Source organism: Pseudoalteromonas sp. 120-MNA-CIBAN-0494, from assembly GCF_040308885.1.
In the GTDB taxonomy this organism is placed as follows: domain Bacteria; phylum Pseudomonadota; class Gammaproteobacteria; order Enterobacterales; family Alteromonadaceae; genus Pseudoalteromonas; species Pseudoalteromonas nigrifaciens.
In genome coordinates this window covers 231,351-251,367 of sequence record NZ_JBEOOE010000001.1, presented here as the reverse complement: position 1 = coordinate 251,367, position 20,017 = coordinate 231,351, and the positions used below count along the sequence as shown (strand labels likewise).

Here is a 20,017-nt window from a genome sequence, read left to right as displayed (position 1 = left end):
CTCGCTTTGTTATACTCACGTTCGAACTTTCAGTAAGTTTTGAAAGTTTGATTGATGCAAATCAATTGCCACTTAGCTAATTTGTGCTAATCGGATTTAATTGTATTTAGCAGCTGATTTTAGGCTTACAGCAGATGTGATTTTTCACTATTTGCGTATTGAGTTATTTTTGTTATTAGTCATTTAAGTAGGTTAATGTCTTTGAACGCACTATCTTGTAATCATACTAATGTTCAGCTTGCCTTTGGCGAGAGTGCATTGTGTGGGCGCTTGAATAAGGCTGGGAAAGGCGTGTGCGTGGCTATAACATTAGTCGTATTTAATACCCTAATGCTGCTAAGCGGAGCTGCAGAGGATGCATTTAGCCTTGAAGCTTTGTTAAGCGATAACACTTTTGTAGAGCCGTTATTACTAACAATTGCTGAATTTTTAGCTTATCCGATTATTTCTAGCCAGTTACTTATTGGCCTTTGTTGGTTATTGTTTCATACATTTTCAGCACGTCGTGCTGGAATAATCCTCCGTAAAGCAGCCTTTGCTTTTAGCGAGGCTAAAGTTAGCCAACCAGTGCAAGCCGCACATGGTTGTCGTGCTCCACCTAGCTTTACAGGTTGTCTGTAAGGTTACCCCTTGTTATTGGTTTAATTATTTTGTCTTGCTGTAAATAATTAGCCTGTTGTAAACAAAGTAGCTCAGTGTTTTTTAAACACATTTCAGCCAACCACCACTCACCCAAGTTAACTTTTATTACGTTATATAAATGCGTTTAGAAAGCTGGGTTTGTTGCTAGGTCTTTATTGGCATGAGCTTTAGATTTTGAATAGCCCCCTTATTTTTTATAATTTGATATTAGTTAACTTGGGTTTACCGATAAACCGTTGCTTAGCGCTATTTTAAAGCAGCACCTTAGAACTTTTAGGTTTGTAGGATAGTCCCTTGATAATTCGTAACCTCTGTAATATTGCTTTAGCTAGTACAGTACTGGCGTTGTCAGGCTGTAAAGGCGGGATACTCGATCCAAAAGGGCAGATAGGCATTGATGAGAAAAACTTAATCATCATAGCTACTGTGCTTATGTTACTGGTAGTGATCCCCGTTATTGTGATGACTTTATATTTCGCTTGGAAATATAGAGACACACAAACTCATGAAATTTACGCTCCCAAATGGGCTCATTCTAATAAGATTGAAGCTGTTGTGTGGGCTGTTCCTATTGTTATTGTTGTTATTTTAGGTGTTATTACTTGGCAGTCTACACAAGCGTTAGACCCTTACAAGCCAATTGAAGGCAAAGGCAAGCACCTCACTGTAGAAGTGGTATCGCTAAACTGGAAGTGGTTATTTATTTATCCGGAGCAAGGCATTGCTACGGTTAACGAATTAGTGTTTCCGGCAAATGTACCGGTTGAATATAAAATCACTTCAGAGAGCACCATGAATTCATTTTTTATTCCGCAATTGGGGAGTCAAATATACTCAATGGCTGGCATGGAAACCAAGCTGCATTTAATCGCCAATGAACCGGGTACTTTTAAAGGTTTTTCGGCCAATTACAGTGGTGCAGGTTTTACCGGTATGAAGTTTAATGCCATTGCTACTCCTACCCAAGCCGGTTTTGACAAATGGGTAAGCGATATAAAAGCACAAGGTAATAACCTTACTCATGCAAATTATGTTGAGCTGGCTAAAGCGAGCGAAAACAACCAGGTGGCCTATTACGGCGACGTTGAAGCAGGCTTATTTCATACCATAGTGATGAAATATATGGGCGCACACGGCGATATGAATAAAAAGCACCCTGCAATGGGCGAGCATTCAACGCACTCATCTCACAGCCAAGGCGAGGAATAACCATGTTGTTTTTAGGTAAACTTTCAATGGATGCAATTCCGTTTCATGAACCCATTATTATGGTAACCATGGCCGTTATTGCATTAGCTGGGCTTATTATTGCCGGGCTTATTACAAAATATAAAAAATGGGGCGTGCTGTGGCGCGACTGGATCACCTCGGTTGATCATAAACGCTTAGGCGTAATGTACATTTTATTAGCGTTAATTATGCTATTTCGTGGTTTTTCTGATGCCATTATGATGCGTGCTCAGTTAGCACTTGCTACCAGTGGAGCTCCTGGGTATTTGCCACCAGAACATTACGACCAAATATTTACCGCACACGGCGTTATTATGATCATCTTTATGGCCATGCCATTTATGATAGGTTTAATGAATATTATAGTGCCATTGCAAATTGGCGCACGTGATGTCGCTTTTCCATTTTTAAATAACTTAAGCTTTTGGCTTACTGCCAGTGGCGCTATTTTAATTAATTTGTCACTTATTTTTGGTGAGTTTGCAAAAACAGGTTGGGTGGCTTATCCACCGCTCTCGGAGCTAACTTTTAGTGCCGGGGTGGGGGTCGACTATTATATATGGGCGTTGCAAATATCAGGGCTTGGCACATTATTAACCGCAGTGAACTTTTTAGTTACCGTGTTTAAAATGCGTGCACCAGGTATGAGCTTAATGAAAATGCCGGTTTTTACTTGGACCTGTACATGGGCTAATATTTTAATTGCCGCATCATTCCCTATTTTAACAGCCGTATTGGCCATGCTAACGCTTGACCGTTATCTCGATTTTCACTTCTTTACCAATGATCTGGGCGGAAACGCCATGATGTACATCAACCTATTTTGGGCGTGGGGTCATCCAGAGGTTTATATTTTAGTGCTGCCAGCATTTGGTGTGTTCTCTGAAATAATTTCTACCTTTACCAGCAAACGTCTATTTGGTTATAAGTCGATGATTTACGCCAGTGGTGCTATCTCTATTTTAGGCTTTATTGTGTGGTTACATCACTTTTTTACCATGGGTTCGAGCGCCAACGTTAATGCGTTTTTTGGGGTAATGACCATGGTTATTGCCGTACCAACCGGGGTTAAATTGTTCAACTGGTTATTTACTATTTACCGTGGCCGTTTACGTATAACCGTACCCGTATTGTGGACGCTTGGCTTTATGGTTACCTTTACCGTAGGTGGCATGACCGGGGTGCTATTAGCAATACCTGGTGCCGACTACGTACTGCATAACAGTTTGTTTTTAATCGCACATTTTCATAATACTATTATTGGTGGCGCGGTATTTGGCTACCTTGCTGGCTTTGCATTTTGGTTCCCTAAAGCAATGGGCTTTAAGCTAAATGAAGGCTGGGGTAAAGGCGCATTTTGGTGTTGGATTATTGGCTTTTTTGTCGCGTTTATGCCGCTGTACGTATTAGGCTTTTTAGGTATGACCCGTCGTTTAAATCACACCAATAACCCAGATTGGAATATTTGGTTATACATAGCTGCAGTAGGCGCAGTCATTATTATGTTTGGTATTATTTGCCAAGTAATTCAATTGTATGTGAGCTTTAGAGACCGTGAAGCACTTGACGATGCTACCGGCGATCCATGGAACGGTCACACGCTTGAATGGTCAACATCGTCACCACCACAGGCTTATAACTTTGCCCAAATACCGCATGTTGACGATATTGATGCCTGGACCGACATGAAAGAAAAAGGCCAAGCTTATCAAGGTAAAATAAGCTATAGCCCAATTCATATGCCTAAAAACACTTCGGCAGGGGTACTTATGGCTGCTAGTTTAACCGCATTTTGTTTTGCCATGATCTGGCATATTTGGTGGTTAGCTGCGGCAGGTTTAGTAGGAGGCATAGCTATATTTATCAAACGTTGTTATGCAAGCGATGTTGACTACTATGTGCAGCCCGACGAAGTAGCACGTATTGAACAAGCACATAACTTAAGTGCCACTATTTTAGCCACTGATAAGGAGCTAAACGCATGAGTACCTTGTCTGTTAGTCAAGAGTCAGTAACTTTAAACTCTGCAATTGTAAATACCAAACAGGATCATGATGCTCACGCGCATCATGATACCTCTAGTAATACTACTTTTGGTTTTTGGCTTTACTTAATGACCGATTGCCTATTGTTTGCCTCGTTTTTTGCTACCTACGCGGTGTTGTTTATGAACACCGCTGGCGGCGTATCGGGTAAAGATATTTTTGAGCTCGACTTTGTAGCAGTAGAAACTGCCGCACTGCTTATTAGTAGTATTACCTTTGGTTTTGCAATGATAGCCGCGCAAGGGCAAAAAAAGGCGCTGACCTTAATATGGTTAGCGGTTACTTTTTGTTTAGGTGTGGTGTTTATTAGTATGGAAGTTTACGAATTTAATCACCTAATTGTGCATGGCAATGGTCCACAAAAAAGTGCTTTTTTAACCTCGTTTTTTGCATTAGTTGGCTTGCATGGTTTACACGTAACCGCAGGTTTAATTTGGATGAGTGTAATGATGATTGAAGTTGCTAAACGTGGCTTAGGTAAAGCAACCGTAACGCGTTTGAGCTGCTTAAGCTTGTTTTGGCACTTTTTAGATATTGTGTGGATTTGTGTATTCACCCTAGTTTATTTAATGGGAGCAATGTAATGAGCCACAGCGAAACACATGCTTTAAAGCAAATGCAAAATGAGCATCACCACGATGAATCTCATGGCAGTGTTAAAAGTTATTTAATTGGTTTTGTATTGTCGGTAATTTTAACCGCTATACCATTTTATATGGTAATGAGTGGCGACTTTTCAAAAGCAACCACGCTTTACAGCATTATTACTCTAGCCGTAGTACAAATTTGGGTACATTTAAAATACTTTTTACACCTTAATTTTATTACCGAAGATGGCCGTGCAAGTACCTTCTCGTTTTTATTCAGTGCCCTAATTATTGTTATGGTGGTTGGGCTATCTGTTTGGATTATTTACGAATCTAACGCAATGATGATGTATTAGGAGCTAAAGATGTTTCGTCGTTATTTATCAGTAACTAAGCCAGGTATTATTATGGGTAACTTAATCAGCGTAGCGGGCGGGTTTTTACTAGCCTCCCGCGGTGATATAAACCCATGGCTAATGGTTGCTACCTTAATTGGCTTATCGCTAGTGGTTGCATCAGGTTGTGCTATTAATAATGTGATTGACCGAGATATAGATATTGCCATGGCGCGTACTCGCACCCGGGTAACAGTAACGGGCGAAATGTCTGCAATGGCTGCTTTATGTCATGGGGTGGTATTGGGGATTATAGGCTTTGGTTTATTAATAGCTTATACCACTCCTGCAGCAGTATTTTTTGCCGTCTTTGGTTACTTTATTTATGTAGGGGTTTATAGCCTTTACATGAAGCGTAACTCAGTTTATGGCACTTTTATTGGCAGTTTATCGGGGGCTGTGCCACCGGTTGTTGGTTACTGCGCAGTATCAGGGGAGTTTGATATGGGGGCATTAATTTTACTGGTAATGTTTAGCCTGTGGCAAATGCCGCACTCATACGCCATTGCTATTTTTCGCTTTAAAGATTACCAAGCAGCGGGTATTCCTGTATTACCTGTAGCGCAAGGTATTGATAAAGCAAAACGCCATATTGTGCTTTATATTGCCATATATGCCTTGGTTGTAATGCTGCTACCTATTAGTGGTTATACCGGTGCTGCTTTTATGGCGGTTGCCTGTATTACTAGTTTTTGGTGGCTGTTAATGGCGCTGCGGGGCTATCGTCGTAATATAGATATAAGCGGCTGGGCGCGTCAAGTATTCGCGTTTTCAATTATTAATATTACCGCACTTAGTATTGCTATGGCGGTAGATTATCAAAGCATAGCGCCGCAGTTACTCGTACTTAGTTAATTTAATCATACCTAATTAATACACCTAGTTAATAGTACCGAGTTAATAGTACCGAGTTAATAGTACCGAGTTAATTCCAAAGTTAACAAAGGCTCTGAGATATTCGAGGAGCCTTTTTTCGTTTTAACGCCCGCTGCAATATGTATTTATACCAAAACTCTAAAACTATTAAAAACGTGCTGCTTGCTCAACTACAATGCCATGACGCTGAGCTAAACGCTGGTGATCTCTGTCGTAACCGCCGCCAATAACCGTAGCTACCGGAGTGTTGTGCTCAAGGCAGCGTTTAAGTACGAGATGGTCGCGCTGCTCTATACCTTGCCAGCTAATATCGAGTTTGCCTAAACCGTCTTGTTGCCACACATCAACTCCCGCATCGTACAACACTAAATCGGGGTTTAGCTCTTTGAGCAAAAATTGCAGGGTGTCGTCAACTATGCCTAAATACTCAGCGTCTTGCATATTGTTAGTTAAACCAATATCTAAATCGCTAGGGGATTTACGAAACGGAAAGTTTTTTTCGCAATGAATCGAGCAGGTATACGCATAAGGCTGATGTTGCAGCATGGCCGCGGTGCCATCGCCTTGATGTACGTCTAAATCAAAAATAAGTACATTAGTAACCTCACCCGACTCAATTAATGTTTGCGTAGTAAAAGCCAAGTCGTTAACCATGCAATAGCCTGAGCCAAAATCAGTATGCGCGTGGTGTGTACCGCCTGCTAAATGGCATGCCATACCGTGTTTAAGGGCTAAGCGAGCGGTTTGTAGTGTACCTTGTGGGGCTGTAAAGGTACGCGCCATTAGCTCTTTTGACCAAGGTAGACCAATACGGCGCATGGCTTTTTCGTCTAATTGATTATGATATAGGTCGTGAATATAGTTTTCGCAGTGTACTAATTCTAGTGCCTCTGGCGTACCTAATAACGGCTGTACTAAGTTATCGCCAACTAATCCTAACTGCTTAACGTGCTGGTATAAATGTGCAAATTTACTCATTACAAAGCGATGTTTAGGATCAAAGCTAAACGAGTAATTAGGATGATAAACTAACGGCAAGTGAGGATTTAGGGTCATAAAATTCTATTTGTAGTTATAGTTATAAAACAAAAGCCCTACATAAATGCAGGGCTTAATTATTGCCTAGAGCTTAAAATTAGCTATTAACCAATCTTTTTGTACTTAATACGCTTAGGTTGAGTTGCCTCAGCACCTAAGGTCTTTTTAAGCCACTCTTCGTACTCAGTGTAGTTACCATCAAAGAAGTTAATTTGGCCTTCGTCGCGGTAATCTAAAATATGTGTAGCAATACGGTCAAGGAACCAACGGTCATGCGATATACACATTACACAACCAGGAAACTCTAAAATAGCGTTTTCTAGTGCACGTAGTGTTTCAACGTCCAAGTCGTTAGTTGGCTCATCGAGTAGTAACACGTTACCGCCAGCTTTTAATAACTTAGCAAGGTGTAAACGGTTACGTTCACCACCCGATAGGTCTTTAACAAACTTTTGCTGATCGTTACCTTTAAAGTTAAAACGGCTAACGTAAGCACGGCTTGGGAACTCAAAATTACCAATTTTAAGTACGTCTTGCCCGTCAGATATTTCTTGGAAAACAGTTTTGCTTTCGTCCATACCGTCACGGAACTGATCAACCGTTGCAATGTGTACGCTTTCACCTATGGTGATGTTGCCGCTGTCTTGCTGTTGCTCGCCGCTGATCATTTTAAACAGTGTTGATTTACCCGCGCCGTTAGCACCAATAATGCCCACAATGGCACCTTTTGGCATGCTAAAGCTTAAATCGTCGATTAATACACGGTCGCCAAAGCTTTTACGTAAGTTAGTTATTTCAAGCACTTGATCCCCTAAACGTGGGCCAGGCGGAATAAACATTTCGTTGGTTTCGTTACGTTTTTGATAATCAGACTGCTGCATTTCGGTAAACTGCGCCATACGTGCTTTTGACTTAGCTTGGCGGCCTTTAGGGTTTGAACGAACCCATTCAAGCTCTTGCGCAATTGACTTTTGACGTGCTTTTTCAGATTTTTGCTCTTGTTGTAGGCGCGCATCTTTTTGCTCTAACCACGAAGAGTAGTTACCTTCCCATGGAATACCTTCACCACGGTCAAGCTCTAAAATCCAACCTGCTACATTATCTAGGAAGTAACGGTCATGCGTTACCGCCACAACTGTGCCTTCGTAATCGTGTAAGAAGCGCTCTAACCAGGCAACCGACTCAGCGTCTAAGTGGTTAGTTGGCTCATCGAGAATAAGCATGTCTGGTTTTTCAAGTAACAGTCGGCATATAGCAACACGGCGGCGTTCACCACCCGAAAGGTGCTCAATTTTAGCATCCCACTCAGGTAAACGTAGTGCATCGGCAGCGCGCTCTAAAACGTTGTCTATGTTATGACCATCGTGCGCTTGAATAACCGCTTCAAGCTCGCCTTGCTCTTTTGCAAGTGCGTCAAAGTCAGCGTCTTCCATGGCGTATTCGTTATACACTTCGTCAAGGCGTTTAAGCGCGTATTTAACTTCGCCAACAGCTTGCTCAACGATTTCGCGTACGGTTTTGCTTTCGTCTAAAACAGGTTCTTGCGGTAAGTAACCAATTTTAGTGCCTGGTTGTGGAAAGGCATCACCTTCAAAGTCTTGGTCAACACCGGCCATAATACGTAGCAATGTTGATTTACCAGAGCCGTTTAAACCAAGCACACCAATTTTAGCGCCCGGGAAAAAGTGTAACGAGATGTCTTTTAAGATAGTGCGCTTAGGTGGCACAACCTTAGAAACTCGACTCATCGAGAATATAAATTTATCAGGTAAAACCATGGAAAAAACCTTCAAATAATAATAAAAATTACAATGCTCTATTGTAGTGGTTGACGGGTGAGGCAGTCAACGAATGGCCAATTTTAAACCGACAAACAAACTATAAAGTGCACAAAAACGATTATAAAATAGGATGAAAAAAATTCATTTGGATATTTAGACATCTATACATCTATTGGTTGATATTTTTTCTTATCTGTTCATAATAAGTTTTCGGTTTTGATGAATAGGAGTAAAAGGATGCCAATTACAGTAAAAGACGAACTACCAGCTATTGCTCGCCTGCGCCAAGAAAACGTATTTGTAATGCCACAAACTCGTGCAAAAACGCAAGAAATTCGCCCCATGCGTTTGGCTATTCTTAACTTAATGCCTAATAAAGTTGAAACCGAAGTACAGTTTATTCGTTTGCTTGCCAATTCGCCCTTGCAAGTAAATGTAGAACTACTGCGTCTAGACACTCATCGCAGTAGCAGTAATTCAGAGCAGCACCTAGACACCTTTTATCGTTATTTTTCAGAAGTAAAAAACAATAACTACGATGCATTAATAGTTACCGGCGCGCCGCTAGCGCATTTAGAGTACCAGGATGTAGCTTATTGGGATGAGTTTACCGCAATTTTAGATTGGGCTGAGCAGCATGTTACGTCTACACTTTTTTCGTGTTGGGCAGCGCATGCAGCGCTTTATCATCATTATAAAATAAAGCGCGATTTAAAAACCGATAAACTGTGCGGCGTATTTACGCACCAATGTTACTTTGAACATGGGGCGTTAACGCGCGGCTTTGACGACACCTTTTTAGTGCCGCATTCGCGTTATGGCCATGTAGATGTAAATAAAATAAATGCTTGCAATGAACTAGTCGTGCTAGCGGGTTCTGAGAAAGTAGGTGCTTACTTAGTTAAAAATAAGTCGGGCAGCCAAGTGTTTATTACCGGCCACCCAGAGTATGACGCCGACTCGTTAAAAGCTGAATACCAACGCGATTGCGAAAAAAGCGACAATGCGCCCAAGCCCGAAAATTACTTTCCAGATGACGATGCAACTAAACAACCTTCAAAAACGTGGCAAAGCCATGCTTTTTTACTTTTTTCGAACTGGTTAAATTATTACGTGTACCAAACTACACCCTATGATATTAATTTAGTTAGCCAAGACGTAAGGACTAACAACTATGCCGAATAACCCTCTTAATAATGACCAAAATAAGCACGACGAACTAAGTGCAGCGTTAAAAGAGCGAATTTTAATTTTAGACGGCGCTATGGGCACTATGATCCAAGCACACCAATTAGAAGAGCAAGACTATCGCGGTGAGCGCTTTAAAGATTGGCATGTACTTATTCGCGGTAATAACGATTTACTAAGCCTTACGCAGCCTAAAATAATTACCGATATTCATCGTAGCTTTTTAGCTGCCGGTGCCGATATTATCGAAACCAATACCTTTAACTCCACCACCATTTCGATGGAAGATTACGACATGGCTAATCTAAGCCGTGAAATAAACCTAGAGTCGGCAAAATTGGCACGGCTACTTTGCGATGAGTTTAGTGCTAAAACACCCGAAAAACCACGTTATGTAGCGGGCGTACTTGGGCCAACGTCAAAAACTTGTTCATTGTCGCCCGATGTAAACGATCCGGGCTATCGTAATGTTACCTTTGATCGTTTAGTTACTGCCTATGTAGAATCGACCTTGGCACTGATGGAAGGTGGCGCCGATATTATTTTAATCGAAACCATATTCGATACCCTCAATGCTAAAGCTGCATCGTTTGCAGTAGAGGAAGCGTTTGAGCAAGCAGGGCGCACATTACCAGTTATGATCTCCGGCACTATTACCGATGCCTCTGGGCGTACGCTTTCGGGGCAAACTACCGAAGCCTTTTATAACTCTATTCGCCATATTAAACCGCTTTCTATTGGCCTTAACTGCGCCTTAGGCCCAGATTTACTGCGCCAATATGTGCAAGAGTTGTCGCGTGTATGCGAAACCTTTACCTCGGTGCATCCCAATGCAGGCTTGCCTAACGAATTTGGTGGCTACGACCTAGAAGCAAAAGAAATGGCAACCGAAATTATTGATTGGGGTAAGTCGGGCTTTATTAATATTGTAGGTGGTTGCTGCGGCACCACACCTGCGCATATTCGCGCCTTTGCAAAAGGGCTTGAAGGCGTTAAACCACGCCAGTTGCCAGAAATTGAAGTACGCATGCGTTTATCGGGCCTCGAAGCCTGTAACTTAAATTAAGGAGCCGCCAACATGACTCAAAAAATAGCAGTATTTACTAATGTCGGCGAACGTACCAATGTAACCGGCTCCGCCATGTTTAAACGTTTGATCATGGAAGAAGACTATGAAACCGCGTTAACAGTTGCTCGCGAACAAGTAGAAAACGGCGCGCAGGTAATTGATATAAACATGGACGAAGCCATGTTGGATTCAAAAGCCGCCATGGTTAAGTTTTTAAATTTAATTGCCTCAGAACCCGATATTTCTCGCGTACCTATCATGGTCGACTCCTCTAAATGGGAAGTAATAGAAGCCGGTTTAAAGTGCATTCAAGGCAAAGCCATTGTTAACTCAATTTCGTTAAAAGAAGGCGAAGAGCCGTTTATTCGTCAAGCCAAAACCATTAAACGTTTTGGTGCAGCGGCTGTAGTTATGGCCTTTGACACCGACGGCCAAGCCGCCACCGCCGATAGAAAGTTTGAAATATGTGAGCGTAGCTACAAAATATTAGTAGAAGAAGTTGGCTTTGCGCCCGAAGACATTATTTTTGACCCAAATATATTTGCTGTAGCCACAGGGATAGAAGAGCACGACAACTACGCGGTCGAATTTATTGAAGGCACACGGCGCATAAAGCAAAATTTGCCGCACTGTAAAGTGTCGGGTGGGGTGTCGAATGTGTCGTTTTCGTTTCGCGGTAATAACCCAGTACGTGAAGCTATTCACTCAGTATTTTTATATCACGCTATTCAAGCGGGTATGAATATGGGGATTGTTAACGCGGGGCAACTGGCGGTTTACGACGACATACCAGAAGAACTACGCAAAGCCGTTACAGACGTAATACTCAACACCGATCCAGGTGCAGGCGAGCGTTTAGTAGAGCTTGCGCCTAAGTACTCAGGCATGGCACAAGCTGAGCGCGTTGAAGATTTAGAATGGCGCAGTTGGAGCGTTGAAAAACGCCTTGAACATGCCCTTGTTAAAGGTATAACTACCTTTATAGACGAAGACACCGAAGAGTGCCGCGCAGCTGCCGCTAAACCTATTCACGTAATTGAAGGTCCGTTAATGGACGGCATGAACGTAGTAGGTGACTTATTTGGTGCAGGTAAAATGTTTTTACCACAAGTAGTTAAATCAGCCCGTGTAATGAAGCGCGCCGTAGCTTACCTAGATCCCTACATTGAGCTTGAAAAAGAAGAAGGTTCAACCAACGGCAAAATTGTAATGGCCACAGTAAAAGGCGACGTACACGATATAGGTAAAAACATTGTTGGCGTAGTACTGCAATGTAATAACTACGAAGTAATCGACTTAGGCGTAATGGTGCCTGCTGATAAAATACTGCAAACCGCAATCGATGAAAAAGCCGATATTATTGGTTTATCGGGGCTAATTACCCCATCGCTTGACGAAATGGTACACGTAGCCAAAGAAATGAAACGCCGTGGTTTTGAACTGCCGCTGTTAATTGGTGGTGCTACTACATCAAAAGCGCACACCGCTGTTAAAATTGAGCCTCAGTACGATAAAGGCGTAGTGTATGTGAGTAACGCCAGCCGTGCGGTGGGTGTGGTTTCAAACTTATTATCGAAAGAGCACAAAAGTGACTTTTTAGAAAAAACACAAGCCGAATACGTGAAAGTACGCGAGCAACAGGCGCGTAAAAAACCACGCTCAAAACCAGTGACAATTCAGCGTGCTCGCGATAACGCCGCAAAACTCGATTGGGATAACTACACACCACCAGTGCCTAAACAGCTTGGCGTGCAAGAGTTTAAAAATGTATCTATAACTACATTGCGTAAATACATAGATTGGACGCCATACTTTATGACCTGGTCAATTGCTGGTAAATACCCGCGCATAATGACCGATGAAGTAGTTGGCGAGCAAGCGCAAAGCTTATTTAAAGACGCCAACGACATGTTAGACGACCTTGAAAAAGCAGGCAGCTTGCAACCACTGGGTGTAATTGGTTTATTTCCGGCAAACCGCGTTGGCGACGACATAGAAATATACACAGACGAAACACGCAAAGAGGTGTTAACTACCTCGTGCCATTTACGCCAGCAAACCGAAAAAACCGATTTTGCTAACTACTGCCTAGCTGATTATATAGCACCCAAAGGTACGCCAGATTACTTTGGCGCATTTGCAGTAACGGGGGGGTTGGAAGAAGACGACCTAGCTAATGCGTTTGACGCCCAGCAAGACGACTACAACAAAATAATGATTAAAGCCGTTGCCGACAGGCTCGCCGAAGCGTTTGCCGAGTACCTACACGAGCAAGTACGTAAAGAATACTGGGGTTTTGCACCAGATGAAAACCTAGAAAACGATGAGCTAATACGCGAAAACTACCAAGGTATTCGCCCTGCGCCAGGTTACCCAGCGTGCCCAGAGCACACCGAGAAAAAGAAAATTTGGCAGTTGCTCGACACCGAAAAACGTATTGGCATGCAGCTAACAAGCTCGTACGCCATGTGGCCAGGTGCGGCCGTTTCGGGCTGGTACTTTTCGCACCCGGAAGCTAAATATTACGCCGTAGCCGCAGTACAAAAGGATCAGGTGGAAGATTACGCTAAACGAACTAATATGACGTTAGAGGAAGCTGAAAGGTGGCTATCGCCTAACTTAGGGTATGATCCGGAATAGAGCGGAGCGGTCAGTTATCAGTAAAACAAAAACGAGCCAAATTTGGCTCGTTTTTAACAACTATTGTGACCAATTAATTCAGTGTCTAGAATTAATTGGCCACAACACATTAATTTTATTATTCAATTTTTTAGATTAGTTTTTAGGTTGGCCACCAAGACAAATCAGTTCATTGGCTTCTTCTTTGCTCAAGTCACTTAGGAGTAAATCTAAGGTGATCTCAGTGCGTCGTTGGGCTGAACCAAACTTGTCAAAACCACCACACTTCACGGTGTCAATTTTTACCAGTGCGATAGTTTGGCTGTTGTCTTTTATCTCAATGTTCAAATAGCGCATATAACTAGCCATGTCCCACCACCAGTTTGCAGAGTAAGTCAGCTTAGGGTTATTTGTTACGTTAGAGTTAGACTGTGAAATATCGACAATTTGATATTTAAAGCCGTATTTATCTAACTTGCCAGCAATGATATGTTTAATTGAATCTTTAGTTTTACCATCATCGATTATTTGTATATTTTTGTTTGTTAAACTTTTTGAATCTAGTTTTTGAAGCTCAACAATTGCATTGTTAGCACAACCAGAGAGTAACAATATTGTAGATATAGCGGTGAAGCATCTTAACATTAAATTAATTTCCAATAATTATATAGATCTTATAAATAATACCATGGTAAAAATTAAACAGACACCCACCTTAACATTTGTAATATCAGTGTAATTAACTATGCTCTTTTTAGTGCAATAATTAAGCAGGGTGTCACATGGCTATCGCAAGAAAGCGTCAGGTAAGTTTGGTCGATACAAAATACTATCACTGTATTTCGCGCTGTGTACGCCGTGCATTTTTATGCGGCGTAGACAACTTTACTAATCAATCGTATGAACATCGCAGAGGGTGGGTTGAAAGCAAATTACTTGCCCTCGCTAACGTATTTTGTATCGATGTGTGTGCCTATGCAGTAATGAGTAATCACACCCACTTAGTACTCTATGTTGATGATAAAAAAGCCAAGCGACTAACCGATAAAGCCATTATTCAGCGGTGGCACAGGCTTTGTAAAGGCACTGTTCTCACTAACAAATATCTGCAAGGTGAAGAGCTAAGTAAAATTGAATGGCTCTTTCTAAATGAAACAATCAGTGAATACCGAGAACGCTTAGCTAATATCAGTTGGTTTATGCGCTTATTAAATGAAGACATTGCGCGCAGAGCTAATAAAGAAGATAACTGTACCGGCCGCTTTTGGGAGGGACGCTTTAAATCACAAGCCCTTTTAGATGAAGCGGCATTAATCGCCTGTATGGCATATGTTGATTTAAACCCAATAAGAGCAAAGGCAGCAGCAACACCTGAAACATCAGACCATACCAGTGTAAAAATACGCATTGAAAGTGCCACTGCGGGTAAGCAACCGAAGCAACTCCTACGCTTTTCAGGTAAACCAAAAAAGCAAATGGCAAAAGGATTACCATTTGAGCTTAAATCTTACCTTGAACTAGTAGAATTAACCGGACGTTGTATACGCGAAGGTAAAGCAGGCTATATCGAAAGCAGCACTTTACCCCTGTTACAAAGAGTAAACATTACCCCCGAAAACTGGCTAAAACTCACCACACAATTTAGTCGCGTATTTCATGGTGCAGTAGGTCGCCCAGCGTCGCACGAAGGATACTGCGAACACCTAAACAGAAAGCGGCGCACCAACGTGAGTAACTGTGAAAAACTACTGGCTTAAACCTTCACTTCAAAAACTCTCCGTAATTCCCTCTCACTGTGAAAGCACAGTATTTCGCATGCCTAAAAATGAATAAAAAAGCAGTTTAATACAGCGTTATTTGAATAAGCAGAGGGATTTTAAAAATTAAGGATGCTTTTAAGCCTAGCAATGTTTGTTTAGATAAAGACTGAAGGGATTAATTATTAGGGTGGGTGTCATTCTATGTTTTCTATGCTCTGTGAAAACACAGTATTTCGCATGCCTAAAAATGAATAAAAACAGCGTTATTTGAATATTATTTAAATAAGCAGAGAGATTGTCAAAGCTAAGGGGATTTTAAGCTCAGCAATGTTTTTTTAGATAAACACCAAAAGGATTAATTATTAGGATGGGTGTCATTCTATGTTTTTTATGCTTCGTTTCATTATAATATTGCTAATTGTTAGAAACGGAAAAATATCAAATTAAAGGACTATAAATGAAATTTATTAATCACATAGTATTTTGTTTATCTCTACTTTTTACATCGAACACATTCGCGCTTGAGCAAAAATATCACGAGTTCATTTTACCTGTTATTGCTGCCTTTGAGGGTGACGATAAAGCAGCTATTGCCTCGCTTGTTTATTACCCATTAAAACGACGATACCCCATACCTGACATTAAAGATGAGGCTGAGCTTATTAACCGCTTTGATGAAGTGTTTGACGATGAACTCACCGCAGTTATTGCCAGTTCAAGCATTGATACCGATTGGGATAGTGTAGGTTGGCGCGGTATTATGCTCAATAACGGCGTTATGTGGGTAGATACCGACGGTAAAATTATTGCTGTAAATACCCAAAACGCTAAAGAGCAGGCACTTGCTAAAAGCTTAATAAAACAAGGTAAGCAATCTTTGCATGCAAGTATCAATACTTTTGAAAAGCCAGTACTTGATTGGAAAACAGCTAACTACCATATTCGTGTTGATGATTTAGGCGATCATAATTTTCGTTATGCAGTGTGGGGTATTGATAAAAAGCCAAGCGACAAGCCTGATATGGTTTTACTAAATGGCGATATTACATTTGAAGGTAGTGGTGGCAATCATAATTATACGTTTAAAAATGGTCGTTATAGTTATGTGTTACAGGTAACTATTATTGGTTGCGATACATCCCCGCCAGGTTGGCTCGAAGTATTTAAAGGCGATGAGCTACTATTAGCTGAAGATGTGATAAGTGCTCATTAATGTTTAGCCAAAAACAAAACCGCCAACAAAGGCGGTTATTTTTAAGTAGCTAATAGCTAAAATGAATGGTCTTTTTCAAATTCATCAACTTCGCGTTCGGCTTCTTCTTTCGACTTACCGTATTGCTGTTGAATTTTGCCAACTAACTCTTTGCGGCTACCTTCAATTTTATCTAAATCATCGTCGGTTATGTCGCCCCATTTACGTTGCGCTTTACCTTTAAGTTCTTTCCAATTACCTTTGATACGATCGCTGTTCATAAGTAGCTCCTTACTTTAGATTAGTGAAATTAACAGTCAACTATAAAGTAGCAAGTCGTATACCAAAAAAAAAGTATAAATATTTTTTGTAATTAATATCAGTAGCTTAATATCAATCATAAATAGAGTAAGGCTAAAAGGTGGGTGTAATTATGTGGTCCTTCTTTAAATGCATACAAAATATACATAGCAGTTTGTAATAATTGCTTATCCAATATAGGTTTTAAGTTATTATGTTGCGATAAAACAGACGGTATGAGTGAGTTATGGATACTAAAGTGTGTGAATATGGCGTAGGAGATTGCTCTTACAAAATGGCGGGGGAGTTAGTAGGTATTACCCAGCTGGTTGATGCATTTTATGATTATATGCAACAGTTAAAAGAGGCTAAGCACATAAGAGATATGCACAGTAAAGACTTGTCGCAGTCGCGTAAAAAGTTAGCTTACTTTTTGTCAGGTTGGATGGGCGGACCTAAGCTGTACGCGGAGCATTTTGGCAGCATTAACATTCCCCAGGCGCATAAACATTTGGCGGTAGGCGTTGCCGAAAGTGAAGCTTGGCTATTATGCATGCAAAAAGCCGTAGATGATCAGCCTTATGCAGAGTCGTTTAAAGTGTATTTAATGCAGCAATTGCGCGTACCCGCAGAGCGAATTAGAATGGTATCGGGTAGCTAGTAGAGAGTTAATAGGTAGAAAGTGGGTAGCTAATGGGCAACCTATTGAGCTTAGTTGCTTGTAAAAGAGTATTAATTATTAAACATCAACCGCAGTCACGCTGCGGTTTTTTGTTACAATGCCGGTAAAGCAATTTAGGGTAAATAGCTGTGCTGCCGGTTCAAAACATATATCAACAACTCGTAATAACATTACAAAGCAACCCAATTACGCTACTGCAAGCGCCGCCGGGTGCAGGTAAGTCTACTTGGTTGCCGCTGCAACTTATGCGTGATGGGCACTTTAAACGTATTGTAATGCTAGAGCCGCGTCGTTTAGCTGCGCGTAATATTGCTAGTTACTTGGCAAAGTGTCAAAACGAGAGTGTTGGCCAAAGTGTTGGCCTGCGTATAAGAGGTGAGAGCAAAGCAAGTGTTAATACGCGCCTTGAAATAGTTACCGAAGGCATGCTTACTCGTATGCTGCAAAACGATCCTGAGCTTAGCGATGTTGATTTACTGATGTTTGATGAGTTTCATGAGCGCTCTATTGCAGCCGATACTTCATTGGCATTTGCGTTAGAGACTCAAAGTGCGCTGCGCGAAGATTTAACCATAATGTTGATGTCGGCAACCCTTGATACCCAGCGCTACACTGAGTTTTTTGCTTGCCCTGTAATTCAATCAAATGGGCGCAGCTATCCAATAGATGAAGTATATATACCCATAAAAGATGAAAGCCGCTGGTTTGATGCAATCCCCACTATAATAAAACAAGCACTGAGTGAGCAAACAGGCAGCGCGTTGGTGTTTTTACCAGGGCAGCACGAAATACTCAGGGTACAACAAGCACTCACTGACTTACCAAACAATTGTATAGTGGCAACGCTATTTGGCGAGCAAGATAAAGCCAACCAGCAAGCAGCTATTGCTCCTGCGCCTGAAGGGATGCGCAAGGTGGTACTTACTACCAATGTGGCCGAAACTAGCTTAACCATTGAAGGCATAAGGATTGTGATTGATAGCGGTAAACGCCGCGCCGCGACCTTTAATTTAAAAACCGGTGTTACTGAACTCACAACACAAAGCATATCGCGCTCATCGGCAGTGCAGCGTGCAGGGCGTGCAGGGCGAATAGAGCCAGGTGTGGTTTATAGGCTTGGCTCTAAGCAAACTTTTGAGCGCCGTAATAGTCACGACAATCCTGAAATACTCACATCAGACATTAGCCAACTAATGCTAGAAGCTAAGCAGTGGGGGACAAGCATTGAGGAGCTAACCTTGCTTGATAAGCCTACCGAGCAGCAAGGCATACAGGCAAGTAACTTACTTAGCATGCTTGAAGCCATAGACAGCAAAGGTAAGCTCACACCGCTGGGCAGTAAAATGTTAGGCTTTGGCGCTGATATTCGTTTGGCGCATATGCTATTAAAAGCGCAGGCATTAGAGCAAGCACTCCCCGGTATTTATCGACTCGCTATTTATTTGGTGGCATTACTTGAAAGCCGAGTTAATACTGCTAATGAGCTAAGCTTAGCGCTGCATAGCCAACAACAACGGCTACATCCGGTATTCAAGCAGCAATTAAAATATTGGCAAAGTCGCTTAAAAGTAAAAGAATCAAATGGCGATTTAAATACCGAGCACTTAAGCTTGCTGGTGGCGCTTGCTTACCCCGATCGAATCGCGAAAAAGCGTGGCAATGGTTACTTACTTGCCAATGGTGCAGGCGCTGAGTTAAACCGCGATTACTGGCATAACGACGACTACCTTGCAATTGCCACTATGGGCGGGCACAAAGGCGGGCGTATTTTTAGTGCCACATCACTTAGCCCATTTGAGCTGCAAGCCTATTTGCCGCATTTATTTAGCATGCAAACTCGCTGTGAGTTTGATGAAAAAACCGCACGCTTTATCCATCAAGACGAAGTTAAACTTGGCGCTATTACGCTTACTAGCCAGCCAAGTGCGCAAAAACTCGATAAAAGTGAGCGCGCCAAAGCATGGTTAAATTTATTTACTAAACATGGCTTTGCACTGTTTAATGAACAAAAAGACGCTGAGCAACTATTAATTAGAATGAGCTTAGCAAGTAAGCTAATGAGCGAAAAGTTTCCGAAAATTAACGAGCAACAACTTATTCAAACGGCACCGCAGTGGCTAGGTGTATTTTTACAAGATATTAAAACCCTGGAGCAGCTTAAAAAGTTTAACTACTTTGAGGCATTACAAAATTGTTTTGACTGGCAACAACAAAGTGCCTTAAAAAGCTTACTGCCACTGCGTTTAACGGTAGCGAGCGGCTCTAATATTAGGATTGAATATCAGCTTGAAGGCCCTGCAAAGCTCAGTGTACGTATGCAAGAAGTATACGGTATGACCAGCACGCCGTTGTTGGCGCAGGGGAAATTGCCACTGCTGATGGAGTTATTGTCGCCGGGGAAACGCTCGTTGCAACTTACTCAAGATTTAGCGCACTTTTGGAATACCAGTTATCGCGATGTACAAAAAGAAATGAAAGGGCGTTACCCCAAGCATTTTTGGCCCGATAGCCCTGCAACCAGTATTGCAACTAACAAAGTGAAAAGTAAAATGTGAGCGTGTACTTAGTTGAAGTAATAATATTAACCTCACAGTTAAATTCGAGATTAATATT

The 20,017-nt window shown here is 41.7% G+C and carries 17 protein-coding genes; 13 read left to right on the top strand and 4 right to left on the bottom strand.

Translation table 11 applies throughout. The features are described from left to right. Positions 1-201 precede the first annotated feature (201 nt). From AAEY55_RS01150 to cyoE, 6 genes are all read left to right on the top strand, one after another. Positions 202-621, top strand: coding sequence for a hypothetical protein (locus tag AAEY55_RS01150; RefSeq protein ID WP_041454755.1), 420 nt, complete (start codon positions 202-204; stop codon positions 619-621). 315 nt (positions 622-936) lie between these two features. Then, a complete protein-coding gene (cyoA, locus tag AAEY55_RS01145) occupies positions 937-1,851 on the top strand; it encodes a ubiquinol oxidase subunit II (protein WP_086993897.1) in 915 nt (304 codons plus the stop codon). A 2-nt stretch (positions 1,852-1,853) separates the two neighbouring features. Beyond that, on the top strand, positions 1,854-3,857 hold the full coding sequence (gene cyoB / locus AAEY55_RS01140) for a cytochrome o ubiquinol oxidase subunit I (RefSeq protein WP_179807874.1): 2,004 nt from the start codon (positions 1,854-1,856) through the stop codon (positions 3,855-3,857). Further along, a complete protein-coding gene (gene cyoC / locus AAEY55_RS01135; RefSeq protein ID WP_011328886.1) occupies positions 3,854-4,501 on the top strand; it encodes a cytochrome o ubiquinol oxidase subunit III in 648 nt (215 codons plus the stop codon). The genes cyoB and cyoC overlap by 4 nt, the downstream gene beginning before the upstream one ends. After that, positions 4,501-4,860 (top strand): cytochrome o ubiquinol oxidase subunit IV, encoded by a 360-nt coding sequence (cyoD, locus tag AAEY55_RS01130; RefSeq protein WP_011328885.1) that lies wholly within the window; start codon positions 4,501-4,503, stop codon positions 4,858-4,860. The genes cyoC and cyoD overlap by 1 nt, the downstream gene beginning before the upstream one ends. A 9-nt stretch (positions 4,861-4,869) precedes the next feature. Next, positions 4,870-5,754 (top strand): heme o synthase, encoded by an 885-nt coding sequence (gene cyoE, locus AAEY55_RS01125; RefSeq protein WP_192532400.1) that lies wholly within the window; start codon positions 4,870-4,872, stop codon positions 5,752-5,754. Positions 5,755-5,922: 168 nt separating this feature from the next. On the opposite strand, the gene AAEY55_RS01120 is transcribed toward cyoE, so the two are convergent. Next, positions 5,923-6,831 (bottom strand): histone deacetylase, encoded by a 909-nt coding sequence (locus AAEY55_RS01120; RefSeq protein ID WP_011328883.1) that lies wholly within the window; start codon positions 6,829-6,831, stop codon positions 5,923-5,925. Positions 6,832-6,917: 86 nt separating this feature from the next. Further along, entirely contained in the window at positions 6,918-8,591 is a 1,674-nt protein-coding gene (ettA, locus tag AAEY55_RS01115; RefSeq protein WP_011328882.1) for an energy-dependent translational throttle protein EttA, read from the bottom strand. 240 nt (positions 8,592-8,831) lie between these two features. On the opposite strand from ettA, the gene metA reads away from it, so the two are divergent. Genes metA through metH form a run of 3 tightly spaced genes read left to right on the top strand, consistent with a single transcriptional unit; the run spans position 8,832 to position 13,491 of the window. Continuing rightward, positions 8,832-9,779: a homoserine O-succinyltransferase gene (gene metA / locus AAEY55_RS01110; protein WP_011328881.1), complete on the top strand. Its 948-nt coding sequence runs from the start codon at positions 8,832-8,834 to the stop codon at positions 9,777-9,779. Continuing rightward, positions 9,769-10,848, top strand: a complete 1,080-nt coding sequence (locus tag AAEY55_RS01105; RefSeq protein ID WP_011328880.1) for a homocysteine S-methyltransferase family protein — start codon at positions 9,769-9,771, stop codon at positions 10,846-10,848. The genes metA and AAEY55_RS01105 overlap by 11 nt, the downstream gene beginning before the upstream one ends. A 12-nt stretch (positions 10,849-10,860) precedes the next feature. Then, positions 10,861-13,491 carry a methionine synthase gene (metH, locus tag AAEY55_RS01100; protein ID WP_350549712.1) on the top strand — a complete coding sequence of 877 codons (2,631 nt, stop codon included), beginning with the start codon at positions 10,861-10,863 and terminating at the stop codon, positions 13,489-13,491. Positions 13,492-13,626: 135 nt separating this feature from the next. Here metH and AAEY55_RS01095 read toward each other — a convergent pair whose 3' ends face one another. Beyond that, on the bottom strand, positions 13,627-14,115 hold the full coding sequence (locus AAEY55_RS01095) for an Sbal_3080 family lipoprotein (RefSeq protein ID WP_011328878.1): 489 nt from the start codon (positions 14,113-14,115) through the stop codon (positions 13,627-13,629). Between the two features lie 137 nt (positions 14,116-14,252). On the opposite strand from AAEY55_RS01095, the gene AAEY55_RS01090 reads away from it, so the two are divergent. Continuing rightward, the gene (locus AAEY55_RS01090) at positions 14,253-15,227 is read left to right on the top strand and encodes a transposase (RefSeq protein WP_350549709.1); all 975 of its coding nucleotides are present in this window, start codon (positions 14,253-14,255) and stop codon (positions 15,225-15,227) included. Between the two features lie 460 nt (positions 15,228-15,687). After that, positions 15,688-16,443, top strand: coding sequence for a hypothetical protein (locus AAEY55_RS01085; RefSeq protein ID WP_350549706.1), 756 nt, complete (start codon positions 15,688-15,690; stop codon positions 16,441-16,443). A gap of 56 nt (positions 16,444-16,499) precedes the next feature. Here the strand turns inward: AAEY55_RS01085 and AAEY55_RS01080 are convergent, their stop codons facing one another. Beyond that, positions 16,500-16,703 carry a CsbD family protein gene (locus AAEY55_RS01080; RefSeq protein WP_350549703.1) on the bottom strand — a complete coding sequence of 68 codons (204 nt, stop codon included), beginning with the start codon at positions 16,701-16,703 and terminating at the stop codon, positions 16,500-16,502. Positions 16,704-16,969: 266 nt separating this feature from the next. Here AAEY55_RS01080 and AAEY55_RS01075 point away from each other — a divergent pair, with 266 nt between their 5' ends. After that, on the top strand, positions 16,970-17,383 hold the full coding sequence (locus tag AAEY55_RS01075) for a group II truncated hemoglobin (RefSeq protein ID WP_011328874.1): 414 nt from the start codon (positions 16,970-16,972) through the stop codon (positions 17,381-17,383). 149 nt (positions 17,384-17,532) lie between these two features. After that, entirely contained in the window at positions 17,533-19,959 is a 2,427-nt protein-coding gene (gene hrpB / locus AAEY55_RS01070) for an ATP-dependent helicase HrpB (RefSeq protein ID WP_350549700.1), read from the top strand. Positions 19,960-20,017: the final 58 nt, after the last annotated feature.

Bases quoted from the DNA above. Each gene is read 5' to 3' on its own strand.
- cyoB (WP_179807874.1), top strand. From the start codon at position 1,854: ATGTTGTTTTTAGGTAAACTTTCAATGGATGCAATTCCGTTTCATGAA.
- cyoC (WP_011328886.1), top strand. From the start codon at position 3,854: ATGAGTACCTTGTCTGTTAGTCAAGAGTCAGTAACTTTAAACTCTGCA.
- cyoD (WP_011328885.1), top strand. From the start codon at position 4,501: ATGAGCCACAGCGAAACACATGCTTTAAAGCAAATGCAAAATGAGCAT.
- cyoE (WP_192532400.1), top strand. From the start codon at position 4,870: ATGTTTCGTCGTTATTTATCAGTAACTAAGCCAGGTATTATTATGGGT.
- AAEY55_RS01120 (WP_011328883.1), bottom strand. From the start codon at position 6,831: ATGACCCTAAATCCTCACTTGCCGTTAGTTTATCATCCTAATTACTCG.
- ettA (WP_011328882.1), bottom strand. From the start codon at position 8,591: ATGGTTTTACCTGATAAATTTATATTCTCGATGAGTCGAGTTTCTAAG.
- metA (WP_011328881.1), top strand. From the start codon at position 8,832: ATGCCAATTACAGTAAAAGACGAACTACCAGCTATTGCTCGCCTGCGC.
- AAEY55_RS01105 (WP_011328880.1), top strand. From the start codon at position 9,769: ATGCCGAATAACCCTCTTAATAATGACCAAAATAAGCACGACGAACTA.
- metH (WP_350549712.1), top strand. From the start codon at position 10,861: ATGACTCAAAAAATAGCAGTATTTACTAATGTCGGCGAACGTACCAAT.
- AAEY55_RS01095 (WP_011328878.1), bottom strand. From the start codon at position 14,115: ATGTTAAGATGCTTCACCGCTATATCTACAATATTGTTACTCTCTGGT.
- AAEY55_RS01090 (WP_350549709.1), top strand. From the start codon at position 14,253: ATGGCTATCGCAAGAAAGCGTCAGGTAAGTTTGGTCGATACAAAATAC.
- AAEY55_RS01085 (WP_350549706.1), top strand. From the start codon at position 15,688: ATGAAATTTATTAATCACATAGTATTTTGTTTATCTCTACTTTTTACA.
- AAEY55_RS01080 (WP_350549703.1), bottom strand. From the start codon at position 16,703: ATGAACAGCGATCGTATCAAAGGTAATTGGAAAGAACTTAAAGGTAAA.
- AAEY55_RS01075 (WP_011328874.1), top strand. From the start codon at position 16,970: ATGGATACTAAAGTGTGTGAATATGGCGTAGGAGATTGCTCTTACAAA.